This is a genomic window from Bacillus sp. FJAT-27445, assembly GCF_001510665.1.
GTDB lineage: Bacteria > Bacillota > Bacilli > Bacillales > Cytobacillaceae > Bacillus_D.
In genome coordinates, this window is record NZ_LMTI01000005.1 from 159386 (window position 1) to 174313 (window position 14928).

The window sequence follows — 14928 nt, forward strand, 5'->3', positions numbered from 1 at the left end:
CCTAAACTGATGCTCCAAAAAGCAAACGAACTTTTAAAAACGTATTTTGGCTACCCGACATTCAGGGAAGGGCAGGAGCGGGCAATCGATTCGGTCCTCGAAGGCAGGAACACTCTTTGTGTCATGCCGACCGGGGGAGGAAAATCTGTCTGCTATCAAATTCCAGCGTTGATGCTCGAGGGGACGACGGTTGTCATTTCCCCGCTCATTTCGTTGATGAAGGACCAGGTCGATACCCTCGTCCAGCTTGGCATAGATGCAGCTTATATTAACAGTTCGCTATCAAGCCAGGAAGCGGCGGAACGCATGGAAGACGCTGTTGCGGGAAGGTACAAGCTGCTGTACATTGCCCCCGAGCGGCTTGATTCACCGTATTTTACCGAGCAGCTTGGAAAAATGGATATTCCGTTGATTGCGGTTGATGAAGCGCATTGTATTTCACAGTGGGGCCACGATTTCCGGCCAAGCTACAGGCATATTGCTAAAATGTCGCAAGGCCTCCGCAATCGGCCGGCAATGCTAGCCCTGACTGCAACCGCGACTCCAATCGTCAGGGATGATATTTGCAGTTCACTCGGCATTGAGATTGGGAATGAGATTGTTACTGGCTTCGAGCGGAAAAATCTTTCGTTCTCTGTAATAAAAGGGCAGGACCGAGGCAAGTTCCTGAAGCGTTTTTTGCAGCAGAATGAAAAGGAAACAGGGATTATCTACGCCGCGACCAGAAAGACCGTCGACCAGCTGTATGAAAGCCTGAGAAGAGGCGGGATTTCGGTTTCCCGCTACCATGCAGGGATGAGCGACGTGGACAGGTTCAGTGAGCAGGATCGCTTCCTCCGCGATGAAGCCTCCGTTATGGTCGCGACCTCCGCTTTTGGGATGGGCATAGACAAAAGCAATATCCGCTATGTCGTCCATTATCAGCTACCCCGTAATATGGAGAGCTATTACCAGGAAGCGGGCCGCGCGGGCAGAGATGGCCTTCCGAGCTCTTGTATCGTTCTCTATTCGCCGCAGGATATACAGGTCCAGCGTTTCTTGATTGAACAATCGATTGAGGGGAACCGGGTCGGCGCTGAGCTTGAAAAACTTCAGGGAATGGCAGATTATTGCCACACCGAGAGCTGCCTTCAGGAATACATCCTCCGATATTTCGGGGAAACGGAAACGGATTCGTGCGGCCGCTGTGGGAATTGCACCGATACCCGGGAAAGCGAGGATGTAACAAAGGAAGCACAAATGGTTCTGTCCTGCATCATTCGGATGGGGCAGCGGTTCGGCAAGGCGCTCACCGCCCAGGTGCTGACCGGATCGCAAAACAAAAAGATAGCCGAATTTGGCTTTGACAAACTCTCAACCTACGGAATTATGGAATCTTGGACCGCGAAGGATGCCGCAAGCTTTATAGAGTTTTTGATTTCCGAAGAGATGATTGGGGTTGAGCACGGCACCTTTCCAACCATTTACGTTTCCACTAAGGGGAAGGAAATTTTGCAGGGAAGGATGCAGGTTTCAAGGAAGACAGCCGCCCGATCTGCGGAAATATCGGTTGAAGATCCGCTATTCGAAGAACTGAGGGCTTTAAGGAAGCAGCTTGCAGATGCGGCTAATGTCCCTCCGTTTGTCGTTTTCTCGGATGCCACACTGAAGGATATGTGCTTGAAGCTGCCGCAAACGGAGGAGGATTTCCTTGAGGTAAGCGGGGTTGGCGCAAATAAGCTTGAGAAATTTGGCGAGGCGTTCATAGGCGCGATTAAAAAATACGTTGCTGAAAACCCGGAACGAGAGCCTGTTTTTGAAGAGGCCAGGCCTGCGAAAAAGCGTCCCTCGGCCAAGCCGACGAGCGACTCCCATCTCGAAACGCACCGGCTGCACCTTGAAGGAAAATTGATTGAGGAAATCGCTTCATCGCGCGGGCTTGCCGCCAGCACGGTTGAAAACCATCTATTAACCTGCCACCAGCAGGGGATGCTGGTTCACTTTGAGAAGCTGATTCCCTTGGAGTTTATACCGCTGTTGGAAAATGCGGTCACCGAGGCCGGGCGTGAACGGCTAAAGCCAATCAAGGAACTCCTGCCTGATGAGGTAACCTATTTTATGATCAAAGCATTTTTAATAATGGAAAAGAGCCGCACGCTATCCTAGCTGCGGCTTTCGTTTTCTTAGGAGTTCTTTATTTCTTTTTAAGGTAAGTTATTCTTCCAAAATTAACTATTTTCTGTGTTAAACTATTCCTTAGATTAACAGAAGCGGGTGATTGTTATTTTGCATACGGCAGATGTAGTCCTGGCTCTCAGGGACTTAAGAAAAAATTATGGTTCAAAGCAGGTGCTGCAGGGAATCGATCTCACCGTTTCCCGTGGCCAGATAATCGGATATATTGGGCCGAATGGAGCAGGGAAAAGTACGACAATCAAGCTGCTACTCGGCCTTGATGAAAACTATCAGGGTGACATTGAGATTTTCGGGCAAAAGCTGAAATCCGGAGATTATGAGTATAAAAGAAAAATAGGCTATGTGCCTGAAATTGCCGAGCTTTATGACAACCTGACAGCAATCGAGTACCTGATATTCACGGGGGAGCTGTACGGAATGGATCCCGAAAAGGCGGAAGTGAAGGCGAAAAAGCTTATGCGTGTGTTCGGCCTTGATAATGTGTTCTATAGCCGGATTTCGTCTTTTTCAAAAGGGATGAAACAAAAGGTAATGATCATCTCAAGCCTTCTGCACGATCCAGAATTGCTGTTCCTTGATGAGCCGCTTAGCGGGCTCGATGCGAATTCAGTCATGATATTTAAGGAAATCCTTTCCCAACTGGCAGCCAGCGGGAAAACGATATTCTACTCCTCACACATAATGGATGTAGTCGAAAAAATCAGCAACAGAATTATTTTAATCAACGGCGGGAAAATTGTTGCCGATGGAAGCTTTGAAGAGTTGAAGGAACAAAACGCAGAGGGCTCGTTGGAACAGATTTTTAACCAGCTGACTGGCTTTGACGAGTTCAAGGAGCTGGCCGAAGATTTTGTCTCAATCGTCCAGGAGGTGTAAAGCTTGGAGGATTTCAGGACACTGAAGGTACTCGACAAATTCCGATGGATGTTTGAGAAACTTGGGGCGGACTATCCGGTGATGCGAAACATCCTGGCAATGAAGCTGACAATGGACCAAAGAAGAGTGCCGACCATTCTTGGAGGGGCCAGGAAAAAGAAAGACCACAGCCACGAAGAAGAAAACCGTTTTATGAAGTCGCTGTGGGTCTATTCGGTGTTTGGCCTGCTGCTGTTGCCGCTGATTCTGATGGGCGAACACTTTTTCCTCCAAATGACCATCTTTTTTGGTATCCTGATGTTCATTATCATGACCTCGCTCATATCCGACTTTTCGGCGGTCCTCCTTGACTTGAGGGACAGAAATATACTGTTGGCCGGGCCTGTCGGCAAAAAAACGATCAGTCTTGCCAGGGCGGTCCATGTGGCTTTTTATTTGTTCTTCCTGACAGGCTCTTTGGCTGCTGCACCGCTGATTGCCGGTTTATTCAGGCATGGGCCGGTCTTTTTCGTTCTCCTGCTTGCTGCGCTTTTCTTCGCCGATTTGCTAATTATGGCCGCTACCGCTTTGGTGTATTACTTCATTCTCCGCTTTTTTGACGGGGAAAAGCTTAGGGACATCATAAACTATGTGCAAATCTTCCTCTCAGTTTCGCTCGCACTTGGGTACCAGCTCGTTGGGAGAAGCTTCGAGCTCATTGAAATGGAAAAAGGAATTCACCCAGATTGGTGGCAGGCACTGTTTCCGCCAGTGTGGTTTGGCTCCTTATTCGAGTTAGTGTTGAATCGCACCTGGATGCCGCAGCTTGTCCTGTTTGCGTTTTTGGCATTTGCGGGACCTGTCGCCGCATGGGCTATCTATGTAAAAAAGATGCCTGCCTTCGAGAGCGGAATACAAAAACTATCATCTGGGAGCGGTCCGAGCAGGGTGAAAGTTCCCCCTTTGAACTCGTGGGCTGCCGGGTTGCTTTGCAGGGATAAGGAAGAGCGGGCTTTCTATCGGTTCGCGCTCGCAATGATGAAAACAGAACGCGATTTCCGGTTAAAGGTATACCCATCAATCGGGCTGTCGATGGTTGTACCGCTTATACTTATCCTCAATCATGTCCGTTGGGACTCGTTCGAAAACCTTGTTCATAGCAAGTACTATCTCTCGATCTATATGGCGGCGATTGTCATTCCGACCTCAATCATGATGCTGAAATACTCCGGGCGCTACAAAGCCTCATGGCTGCTCGGGGCTGCACCTTTAAAAACACACGCCCCATTTTATAGCGGAACATTAAAAGCATTTCTGAGCAGGTTGTTTTTCCCCGTATACGCCATTGCGGGGGGGATCTTTTGTTTGATTTTTGGGCTAAAGGTGCTACCGGATATTATCGGGGCCTTTCTTGCCGCAATCGTCTATACCGTATTTTGTACATATTTGCTGAAAGGGTCTTTGCCGTTTTCGGAATCCTTTGAGGCAAGCCAGGAAAGCGAAGGCTGGAGAACGATTATTTACCTAATTCCAATGTTCGCCTTAATGGGCATCCATTATTTATTTACCTTCATCCAGTATGGGAGTTTTCTATATATCCTCATCATGCTCGTCGCAGCCTCCGTCTCCTGGAGAGTGGCTAGCCGCAGGATTTGGGTTTAAATGAGGCATTGAGGCAGTGAGGCAGTGAGGCAGGGGACGTTTCCTCCGCCTCAATGAAGCAGGGGGACGTATCCAGTGCCTCAAATGAGGCACTGGATACGTCCCCTGCTTCGTTTTATCTGTATATATCCTCGGGTGCTTTGACTGATTTTTCGGCTAGATGTATGGCGAAGTCGATTGGCAGTTTTCTTGTTAAATATTCATATTTACGCATTCCTCGGTGGTGGAAAATGGACCTGCCTGGCTTTGAATTTACCTCGAATAGCCACACAATGCCGTCCCTATCAATGCCAAAGTCAAATCCGAATTCTGCGGTGATTCCATCCAACCGATCCTCGAGTATCTCGCTGAGTTCCAGTGCCGCCCCCGATAGCTTCCGTTCAAACTCAGCAGCTGCCTTTTCCCCGAAAAGTTCCTTCAGCGTTTGGACGTCCCCGCCGTTTCTGACATGGGTTGTGATGCTCCCGAATCCCGCTTTTTTTCCGGCAATGGCGGAAACCTGCCATTTGCCGCTCCTGTCCCTATTTGTATGGACCCTGAAATCGACAGGCCTGCCATCCACTTTTAAAAGAAGAATTCGCTGCTGGATAAGCAAATTTCTTGTCCCACGCTTGCCGAACATCGTTGAAGCAAGCGCATGCAGGCTATTAAATTTCAGTAGTTTGTTATTCCCGTGTTGATCCCGGAAGCGGCAATAACAGGTGGAACCGGGAAATTCGGCAATCACATGGCGGATTCCAAGGCCAAGGGTACCGTTAACCGGCTTTAAGTAAATTGAACTATACTTATCGAGCAGCCGCCTGGCCTCGGCTATCGATGTGAACAATTTGGTCTCCGGCAAGTATTTTTGCGCGTCGGGGCTATCCTTCAGCCGCTCGAAAATCTCAATTTTGTTAAAAAATCCGGGATTAAACCAAGGAATCAAATAGTCCTTTTGAAGCCTTTCTTTTGCAAGTTTGCTTTCGGGCCTGCTCTCGCTTTTCCTTGTCGGCAGCCGGTCGTAAACCACATTGGGGAAGGGGACAAGTCGGGTTTCCCATTTCCCGTCTCCCCAAAAATAACCTTTGACCAAGTTTTTTTCCCAATCAATTGCCTGGCCGGTAAAAAGGAACCCTACAGCACCTGAAGAGCTGCACGTCTCCAGCAATTTTGAAAACGAATGCGTCCTGTCACCCGCCGGATTGGTGTTTGAATCAATCAGGCCGGAAGTAAACACTCCAATCACAGGACCTAAAAACAGGGTGTCATCGTTCGAAAAGACGGCAAGTTTCCCCGCGTTTTCTGGAATATGCAGACCTTCCATGACAGCTTTGCTGATTCCGATACTTTCCTCGTCTTCCGGATGGGGCAGAATAGCGGCATCCAAAGAGGCGGAACCGAAAGCCGCCTTCCGGATGGAGGGGAATGGGCCAAGACTGGAAGGGTAATAAACAATGGGCTTGTCATGCTCGAGCGTTTCAATTGGGTATACTTTTACCATTTCTACTCACTTCCTTTTTAATTTGAAAGAATGAATTTAGAAGAATGAATGAAACCTTAATTCCCCTAGCCACGTATTTATGGACGGAAAAGTTTTATGGGGAAGGAAAGATGGGCGATCTTTTCCTATTCAATGAAGCGAAAGACTATACTTCGTGTTGGTAATAGGGGACCTCCCATGCGATAATTTTTAAAGCAGCTTTCATCGGTGCGGTGAACAGCAGAAAGTTTAATAAAAATAGGTCAACCCTTGCGATTTTGGGGTAAAGATAGGCAAAAACTGTTATAGTAGCGTATGTACAGGACAAACAAGATGTTCGTGCTATTTATCGGAAAGGTTGATTTTTACATGAATATGGTTATTACGATTTTGTTTATGGTGGTTATTGGCGCGGTTATCGGCGGGGTGACGAACCACCTGGCGATTAAAATGTTATTCAGGCCTTATAACCCCGTCTATATTGGAAAATGGCGCGTCCCTTTTACTCCCGGACTGATTCCGAAAAGGCGGGACGAAATGGCGGAGCAAATGGGGCGAATGGTTGTCGAGCATTTGGTTACCCCTGAGAGCATCCGGTCCAAATTCCTTGATAAAGGTTTTCAGCAGGATATGACCGAGCTTGTAAAAAAGGAGCTTAGGACAATCCTTGAATCGGACGTGACAATTAAGGACCTGCTTGAAAAAGCGGGGATTGAAAACGGTACGGAACGGATAGAAAAGCGGATTGGGCGGTTTGTTGAAGGGGTTTACGAGAAGGCGATGGCCCAGTACCGCGGCCAGCCGATTGGAAGTGTCCTGCCCCAGCCGCTCCTTGAAGGCGCCGAGAGAAAAATACCAGAAATTACAACCTACATCCTAGGCAAGGGGGAGGATTACTTCTCCAGTTATGAGGGAAAGGTTAGAATCCAGGCTATGTTTGACGAGTTTTTCAAGGATAAAGGGATGATTGGCAATATGATTCAAATGGTGCTAGGCAATGTAAGCATCGCTGATAAAATCCAGCCCGAAATCATCAAGTTTTTTAAAAGCGAAGGGGCACATGGGCTAATTACGAGCATCCTCCAAAAAGAATGGACAAAACTTATGGAACGGGATGCGGCCGAATTGGAAGTGATGGCCGGCAGGGAAAAGATTGTTTCCGCCCTTAAGGACTATGCAGTCAATCTTGCCGGGACGGAGAAGCTTTTGGGAACTCCTGCATCGGAGCTGCTTGCTTCTTATAAAGAAACGATTCTTGAGCGGATGGCGCCCAATATTGTTGTTATGCTTGGTGATTGGCTCACATCGAGAATTGACATGATGATGGAGAAGCTTCATCTACAGGAACTGGTTCGCGCCCAGGTCGCGACATTTTCACTTGAGCGGATGGAGGATATGGTTCTCGGGATTACGAGAAGCGAGCTGAAAATGATTACGTACTTAGGTGCGCTGCTCGGCGGACTGATTGGGATTTTTCAAGGTATATTCGCAATCCTGTTTTCATAGGATATACTGTTATGACGATTTTTTACGGGGCATTTCCTTCACGAGTCCTGTTTGGTATAGTGGACAGGAATGCCAAATTGAATAAGGGAGTGTTACCATGGCAGTAAATTTATATGATGCCGCATACGAGCTCGAAAAGGCAATCCGTCAAAGTGATGAATACAGGGCCCTGAAACAAATTTATGATGGTGTCAACGGGGACGAATCGGCACGGAGGATGTTCGAAAACTTCCGCAATATCCAGATGAACCTTCAGCAAAAGCAGATGATGGGACAGGAAATCAGCCCAGAGGAAGTCGAGCATGCACAAAAGACAGTTGCTCTTGTACAGCAGCATCCTTCCATCTCAAAGCTGATGGAAGCGGAGCAGAGGATGGGCATGGTCATAGGTGAGTTGAACCAGGTGATTATGAAGCCTCTTGAGGAATTGTACGGAAATCCAATGAAATAATGGACGTACAAAAAGCCCGGCACTAAGCCGGGCTTTTTCTATTTCCACTAATCATTCGATGAGGCTATATTTATTTTTTTGAAAATCAAAAAAACGTTCGTTCAGGACGATTTCCAATTTGCTGGGTGGGAAACCTCCTGGCCATCAAAAAATATTGTGCAGGGAGAATTTTGGCTCGAAGGCGATGGGCTTTCTTCCAAATACGTTGCTCGCCGTCCGGATATGCATGTAGCCCAATCCGGCGAACCTACTCTGGTAATCTGGGAATGCTGAATCTGACCCATAGGGAGTGCCATGAATTCCCCTATAGCTCTCTTACCTGGCGAGGGGTATACTGTTAATGTGCGACTGAATGCCATTAGCGAAGTCCTTCCAGAGGTACAGCCATTCACATTAATAGTTAATATCTGCGAAAAACAAAACTGGTTTACAAAAACTTGGGAAACAGAGATTCCTCGCTACCTGGTTTAGGAATGGCGTATTGTGTTATAGAACTAGTATGGACTGCTTGTTTTTGGCAAGCCGTCCGGTTGGCTGGAGGCGTTTCTTGTGAAAATTGACTCCCGGGGTTCGCAGGCTAAAGGATTACAGGGAGGAAAATGGGGCTGAGGAATATGTAAACAATCGCGTCGGCCGCGGTTTGGGGTTGTCGGAGCACGAGGAACCGTATTTGCGTTTTGACAATGAACTCATACTTGAAGAGGGCATGGTCTACACGATTGAGCCGGGAATTTATGTCCAGGGGCTTGGCGGATACAGGCATTCGGATACTGTAATTCTTACAAAGACAGGCAGCTATTCGATTACCAGGTAACCAAGGGAGATTGAACACTTGTTTTTTAATAACAATCGGGGTGATCACAATGCCGTCTATTATTCTGACCATTATAGGAATCAATATTTTGTATGTTTCCTTGTTTACACTAAGGGTTATGATCGTTATCAAAGGATACAGGGTGCTGGCTTCCGTCATATCAATGGGTGAGGTTTTTATATACCTGATGGGCCTAACGATCGTTCTTGAGAATCTTGATAAACCCCTTAATATTGCCGCCTATTGCTTTGGCTGGGGCCTTGGGGTTTATATCGGGAGTAGAATTGAAGCCTACCTGGCACTCGGATATGTTGTCATGGAAGTGATTGTCGAGTCATCGGATTTAACTCTACCTGGAAAAATAAGGGAGAAAGGGTACGGCGTAACTTCATGGCTGGCCGATGGAAAGGATGGAAAGCGCCTGATGATGAAGGTGCTTGCAAAGCGGAAGAGCGAGCAAAAACTGAGAAAACTAATTACCTCCGTTTACCCAAAAGCCTTTATGATTTCATACGAACCAACCCACTTTAATGGCGGATTCCTGCTTGGACGGCTTCGTTAATATAAAGATGCATTTGAAGGAAGCGCGGGCCTGGATGGCTTGCGCTTCTTTTTGGTATTTAATGAAATTTTTGCCCATGCCTGTTCTATTAAAATCTTTTTTTTCATACAAGTGAAATAAGGATGATTCCATCAGGACAGGGGGCACCACCATGATATACCGTATGCTTGCTCTGAATATCGACGGCACGCTTCTGGAGAGTAGCGGAAAGCTTCACAAATCAACGAAGGAAGCAATCCGGTATGTACAGCAAAAAGGGGTTCATGTAACCCTTCTGACTTCGCGTAATTTCGCCTCGGCAAAAAAAGTGGCGCGAACATTGAAGATGAAAGGGCTTTTCGCATCCCATCACGGAGCTTATATAGCTAATGCCCAAGACAAACCCGAATTTGTAAAACGGATCAATGAGGACCTCACATACGAAATAGTCCGTTTCCTTGAAAGCTTCCAATGCCAGATTAGGCTTGTCCATGAGAAGTTTTCGCTCGCCAACAAACTTCATTTGAATAACAACCTTCTGGCAAAAGCAATTTTCACATCAGGGGATCCTTTAGCCTATTCCCATCAATTTGTCTCTGATTTGAGCGATTCACTGGTTGATACGCCTGTCGCCCCTCCGAAAATTGAAGTTTATTTCGAATCGGAACAGGACTTGGAGGATGCCAAGCAGGCCATTGGGTCAATGTTCAATGAGGTCGAGGCTGCCTGTAATGTTCCATTTAAATTGGATATCATGCCTGCTGGCGTCTCAAAGCTGTCTGGGCTGATTTATATATGTGAACGCCTTGGAATTAGCTTGAAAGAAGTGGTCGCGATCGGCGATGGGCCCGATGACATCCCGTTTATCATGGCTGCTGGGCTTGGCGTGGCGATGGGAAATGCATCATATGAAGTCAAACGAGCAGCCGACTGGGTGACCCGTTCGGAAAACGAACACGGGGTTGCCTATATGGTCAAAGAGCACTTCCGAAGGCAGCATCCAATCGCGTTTTTGCAGAAAATGAATATTATTAAAAAGTAGCAGAGTAGCGGCAGAGGAGACAGTGAAGTCACCTATGCCGCTTTTTACTATTTGGCTAGCCAACAGGTCAAAATCAGGCCCTTAGGTCGCAAACCCTTGCCTTCATAATCCTGCTTGATAGTTTTTTCATCATATTGACCTTGCTTACCCGATTCTGTACACTAAAGTAAGCAAAAAAGTAGAGGTGGATGAATGTGCATATTTCTATTACCGGCCTTTCGGATGAACGGTTCGAGCGGCCGCTGCGGCTTATCGCCAACCTTTTTTTCGAAGAAACCGAAATTCAATTAAATAGAATCGAAGAAGCCGATTTTTCCATAAAATTCACCCTAGAGCAAAATGGGGCAGACCTAATCGTATCCGGCATTTTGGAAAAGGAAGGGGAACCCCAAATCAATAAGGCACACCAGGCGACTGTTGACAGTTCCTTTTCCGAAAAGGAACAATTTAAGGCTGCCAAAAATGCCGTTTCCCATGTTTATCTAAAGCTGCTTCAGGATTTGACGGGAATCACCCAGAAGTGGGGCATCCTGACAGGCGTCAGGCCGACAAAGCTTCTCCACAGGAAGTTAAGGGCTGGCACAAAGCCCGAAACCGCCCATAAGGAGCTTGCCGAGGAGTATTTGATTACTCCAGAAAAAGCGGCGCTCATGCAAAAAATTGTAGACCGCCAGCTTGCGGCGGTCCCTGACCTGTATGATTTGAAAAAAGAAGTCAGCATTTATATAGGCATTCCGTTTTGCCCGACAAAATGCGCGTACTGCACGTTCCCAGCCTATGCCATTAACGGGCGGCAGGGATCGGTCAATTCCTTCCTTGGCGGCCTTCACCACGAGATGAGGGCTATCGGCAGCTGGCTGAAGGAAAAGGGCATACGGATTACAACCGTTTATTACGGCGGCGGGACTCCGACAAGCATCACCGCAGAAGAGATGGACATGCTCTATGAAGAAATGTACATCTCTTTCCCTGATGCAAGTGAAATCAGGGAAATAACGGTTGAAGCGGGCCGCCCGGATACGATAACCCCTGAGAAGCTTGATGTTTTGAAAAAGTGGAACATCCACCGGATCAGCGTCAACCCGCAGTCGTATATCCAGGAAACGCTGAAAGCGATTGGCCGCCATCATACTGTAGAAGAAACAATTGTAAAATTCAACCTTGCCCGGAAGATGGGCATGGACAATATTAATATGGATTTAATTATCGGCCTTCCTGGAGAGGGGACGAAGGAGTTCACTCATACGCTGAACGAGACCGAAAAATTGTTGCCGGAATCACTGACCGTCCATACACTCTCTTTTAAACGGGCGTCGGAAATGACAAAAAACCGTGATCGGTACAAAGTTGCCGACCGGGATGAAGTAGAGCGGATGATGGGCCTTGCCGAGAAGTGGACGAAGAGCCATGGCTACGAGCCCTATTATTTATACAGGCAAAAGAACATTCTAGGCAATCTTGAAAATGTGGGCTACTCGTTTCACGGCCAGGAAAGCATCTACAATATCATCATTATGGAAGAAATGCAGACAATCATCGGGCTGGGATGTGGGGCAGCAAGCAAATTTGTGCACCCGGAAACAGGGGCGATTACCCATTTTGCCAATCCGAAGGACCCAAAATCATATAACGACAGCTTTGAGCATTATACAAATGAAAAACTGAAAATACTTGAAGAACTATTTATTCAAAAAAACGAGCCTGCATCGCTGTGATGCGGGCTTGTTTTACTTCGGGTTTGGATGGTCGTAACTTCATAATGGCAGGATTTAGCTTTCCGATTTTACAGGAAAATTCTTACTTACTGGATGGACAATCTCTATAATAGAGGTAAGTGAGAATGAAGGAGGCGTTGAAGTTGTCATTCAATTTTGTTACAGAAAAAGTTGATGTTCGTGTCGATGGGCGTGTTGCGACACTCAAGATGAACAGGCCTGAAGCTTTAAACGCACTGGATAAGGAAATGATCAAGGGACTTGTTTCGAGATTAAAGGAAATCAGTGTTTCCGATGAAATTGACATCGTAATCCTAACCGGGACTGACAAGGCATTTTCTGCCGGAGGGGATATTAAGGCGATGCTCTCCCTGGACGATGAGTATGAGTTCCTTTCAATCATGGATTGTATCAATGAACTTGTCATCACTCTGTACAGCCTTCCAAAAATCACAATCAGCGCAATCTCGGGGCCAGCAGCAGGGCTGGGCCTCAGCATCGCATTGGCGACAGATTATATCATTGCAGACCAGAACGCCAAGCTTGCCATGAATTTCATCGGCATCGGGCTGATTCCAGATGGAGGCGCCCATTTTTTCCTGGCAAATAACATCGGGGAAAGAAAAGCAAAGCAATTAATTTGGGAAGGAAAGACCATGTCTGCCGAAGAAGCGCTTGGGAAAGGGCTAGTCCATGAAGTGGCCGCTGAAATGGAATCAGCCCTGAGACATAGGATAGCTGGCTATCTTCAGCAGCCTATTCAGGCAATGATTAAAACGAAGAAAATATTCGCCGAGGTAAACCGGCCTCACCTGTTGAAAGTCCTAGAGCTTGAAAAATATGCCCAACGAAAAATGAGGGAAACTGAGGACCATAAGGAAGGAATTCGAGCTTTTGCTGAAAAAAGAAAACCAAGATTTAACGGGAGATAAACGAATAATTTAGCCCACTGTGCAGAGAAGAAGATCGGTTAAAGCGCATAAATGGTTAGTCCATCTTTTCTTATGTGTTTTCTACAGGGACCGTGCCACCTTCAAATAAAAAAAGAAGCCGCATTCCGGCTTCCTGTTTGTAACAACTATAGAGTTTTTCGAAAATTCACGAATGGAAAAGAAGCAGTTTGCCGGCCGGGGAAGTACAGCGATGGGCCTTTTCAATAAGCCCTTTTTCCTCCAGTGCTTTCCGGCCGATCTCCTTGGCGGCATCGTCATTTTCCGCCAGGAATGAATCGTCGAGCAGCTTTTCCCCATCCCGCTCAAATGCGGTCAATTTATAGGTTTTCAACCTGTTCCCCCCTGAGCACTCATATAGTTCTATTTTTGCATATCTTGAAAAATTCCGCAAAGATTCCGCCCAAATCGAGCAAGCCAACACTTCCACGAAACAGAACGTGCATTCGCATTTTTAAGATGGTAGAATAGTAGAAAGAAAAGCCTGAAAACAGCCCGAAAAAGCGAGGACCCTGAAAGGATTGGTTTTTTATGAAAAAGGTGAATTTCATCCACGCAGCTGACCTCCATCTCGACAGCCCGATGGCCGGGTTGAGGGATTTGCCGCAGCCTATTCTGAAAAGGCTGCGTGAAAGCACGTTTTCTGCGTTGAAGAAGATTGTAGATGCCGCCATTGCGAATGAAGTGGATTTTGTGATTCTCGCCGGTGATTTATATGACGGTGACGACAGGAGCCTTAAGGCCCAATCAAGATTCAGAGCCGAAATGGAAAGGCTGTCGGAAAAAAACATCGCAGTCTATGCGATTCATGGAAACCATGACCATCTTGGAGGGACATGGGTGAAAATCGTGATGCCGGATAATGTTCATCTATTTGGCGCTGAAACGGAGGCTATCCTTCATAGGGCCAAGTCTGGGGCGGATGTTTGGATTTACGGGTTCAGCTACCCGACAAGACATGTCACGGAAAGCAGAGTATATACATATGAGAGAAGAGCCGAGGGCGATTTCCATATTGGAATACTCCACGGAAATGATGGTTCCAGTTCGGAGCATGGAAGTTATTGCCCATTTACGGTCAGAGAGCTGATTGACAGGCAATTCGACTACTGGGCGCTTGGGCACATCCATAAACGGGCAGTCCTTTCAGAGACCCCGCCTGTTGTCTATCCGGGCAATATACAGGGCAGGAATCGAAAGGAAACAAGTGAAAAGGGTTGTTACCTTGTCCAACTTGGGGAGAATGAGGCCAATCTGGAATTCCTCGAGACAAATGACGTCATCTGGAAAGAAACCGAAATCAGCGGAAAGGGAGCCCGTGACTTTGATTCAATCTTGCGGCTTTGCCTTGATCGGAAGGAAAAGCTGCGAAGGAACGGTATCGGGACATTGCTGTCGATCACTTTGAAGGATGTAAATCTTGAAGATGGAAGTGAATTGGACAGCCTCTACAGCAGCCTGGCCGAGCTTGTCCAGGATGGAGAGGAAGAGGAGCGCTCATTCGTTTGGATTAATGGGATCACGATTGAGGAGGAAACTTCCTGGAAAAGGGAAGAGCTCGCGGCGGAGGCCGATTTTTACAGAGAGCTATTTCTAATGTCCGAAGAATTTGGCGATGTAAATGAAGTGCTCGAACCCCTGTACGGAAGGCTCCCGGGGAGAAAGTTTCTTTCACGTCTTGGAAAAGAAGAGGGAACACGCGTCCTTGAAGATGCGGAGTACTTGCTTGTTCATCTCTTGAGGGAAAAGAGTTAGGAG

Annotated in this window: 13 protein-coding genes; 11 read left to right on the forward strand and 2 right to left on the reverse strand. The window is 47.1% G+C overall.

What is annotated here, in order from left to right; all coding sequences use genetic code 11:
* Window positions 1-9 precede the first annotated feature (9 nt).
* The 3 genes from recQ to AR337_RS15410 all read left to right on the forward strand — a co-directional run bounded on the left by recQ (window position 10) and on the right by AR337_RS15410 (window position 4692).
* Window positions 10-2145: a DNA helicase RecQ gene (recQ, locus tag AR337_RS15400; RefSeq protein ID WP_059172906.1), complete on the forward strand. Its 2136-nt coding sequence runs from the start codon at window positions 10-12 to the stop codon at window positions 2143-2145.
* Between the two features lie 117 nt (window positions 2146-2262).
* On the forward strand, window positions 2263-3051 hold the full coding sequence (locus tag AR337_RS15405; RefSeq protein WP_059173286.1) for an ABC transporter ATP-binding protein: 789 nt from the start codon (window positions 2263-2265) through the stop codon (window positions 3049-3051).
* Between the two features lie 3 nt (window positions 3052-3054).
* Window positions 3055-4692 (forward strand): hypothetical protein, encoded by a 1638-nt coding sequence (locus AR337_RS15410; RefSeq protein ID WP_059172907.1) that lies wholly within the window; start codon window positions 3055-3057, stop codon window positions 4690-4692.
* A gap of 115 nt (window positions 4693-4807) precedes the next feature.
* Here AR337_RS15410 and AR337_RS15415 read toward each other — a convergent pair whose 3' ends face one another.
* The gene (locus AR337_RS15415; RefSeq protein WP_059172908.1) at window positions 4808-6172 is read right to left on the reverse strand and encodes a YheC/YheD family protein; all 1365 of its coding nucleotides are present in this window, start codon (window positions 6170-6172) and stop codon (window positions 4808-4810) included.
* Window positions 6173-6520: 348 nt separating this feature from the next.
* On the opposite strand from AR337_RS15415, the gene AR337_RS15420 reads away from it, so the two are divergent.
* From AR337_RS15420 to AR337_RS15455, 7 genes are all read left to right on the forward strand, one after another.
* Entirely contained in the window at window positions 6521-7657 is a 1137-nt protein-coding gene (locus tag AR337_RS15420; RefSeq protein ID WP_059173287.1) for a DUF445 domain-containing protein, read from the forward strand.
* A 97-nt stretch (window positions 7658-7754) separates the two neighbouring features.
* Entirely contained in the window at window positions 7755-8108 is a 354-nt protein-coding gene (locus tag AR337_RS15425; protein ID WP_059172909.1) for a YlbF family regulator, read from the forward strand.
* A gap of 556 nt (window positions 8109-8664) precedes the next feature.
* Window positions 8665-8922, forward strand: a complete 258-nt coding sequence (locus tag AR337_RS15435; RefSeq protein WP_059172911.1) for a Xaa-Pro peptidase family protein — start codon at window positions 8665-8667, stop codon at window positions 8920-8922.
* 49 nt (window positions 8923-8971) lie between these two features.
* Window positions 8972-9484: a DUF2179 domain-containing protein gene (locus AR337_RS15440; RefSeq protein ID WP_059172912.1), complete on the forward strand. Its 513-nt coding sequence runs from the start codon at window positions 8972-8974 to the stop codon at window positions 9482-9484.
* A gap of 151 nt (window positions 9485-9635) precedes the next feature.
* Window positions 9636-10505 (forward strand): Cof-type HAD-IIB family hydrolase, encoded by an 870-nt coding sequence (locus AR337_RS15445; protein WP_059172913.1) that lies wholly within the window; start codon window positions 9636-9638, stop codon window positions 10503-10505.
* A 188-nt stretch (window positions 10506-10693) separates the two neighbouring features.
* Window positions 10694-12220, forward strand: coding sequence for a coproporphyrinogen III oxidase (locus AR337_RS15450; RefSeq protein ID WP_059172914.1), 1527 nt, complete (start codon window positions 10694-10696; stop codon window positions 12218-12220).
* Window positions 12221-12345: 125 nt separating this feature from the next.
* Window positions 12346-13152, forward strand: a complete 807-nt coding sequence (locus tag AR337_RS15455) for an enoyl-CoA hydratase (protein WP_172797557.1) — start codon at window positions 12346-12348, stop codon at window positions 13150-13152.
* A 166-nt stretch (window positions 13153-13318) separates the two neighbouring features.
* On the opposite strand, the gene AR337_RS15460 is transcribed toward AR337_RS15455, so the two are convergent.
* A complete protein-coding gene (locus tag AR337_RS15460; protein ID WP_059172916.1) occupies window positions 13319-13504 on the reverse strand; it encodes a YhzD family protein in 186 nt (61 codons plus the stop codon).
* 197 nt (window positions 13505-13701) lie between these two features.
* Here AR337_RS15460 and AR337_RS15470 point away from each other — a divergent pair, with 197 nt between their 5' ends.
* Window positions 13702-14925 (forward strand): metallophosphoesterase, encoded by a 1224-nt coding sequence (locus AR337_RS15470; RefSeq protein ID WP_059172918.1) that lies wholly within the window; start codon window positions 13702-13704, stop codon window positions 14923-14925.
* The last annotated feature ends 3 nt before the right edge of the window (window positions 14926-14928 follow it).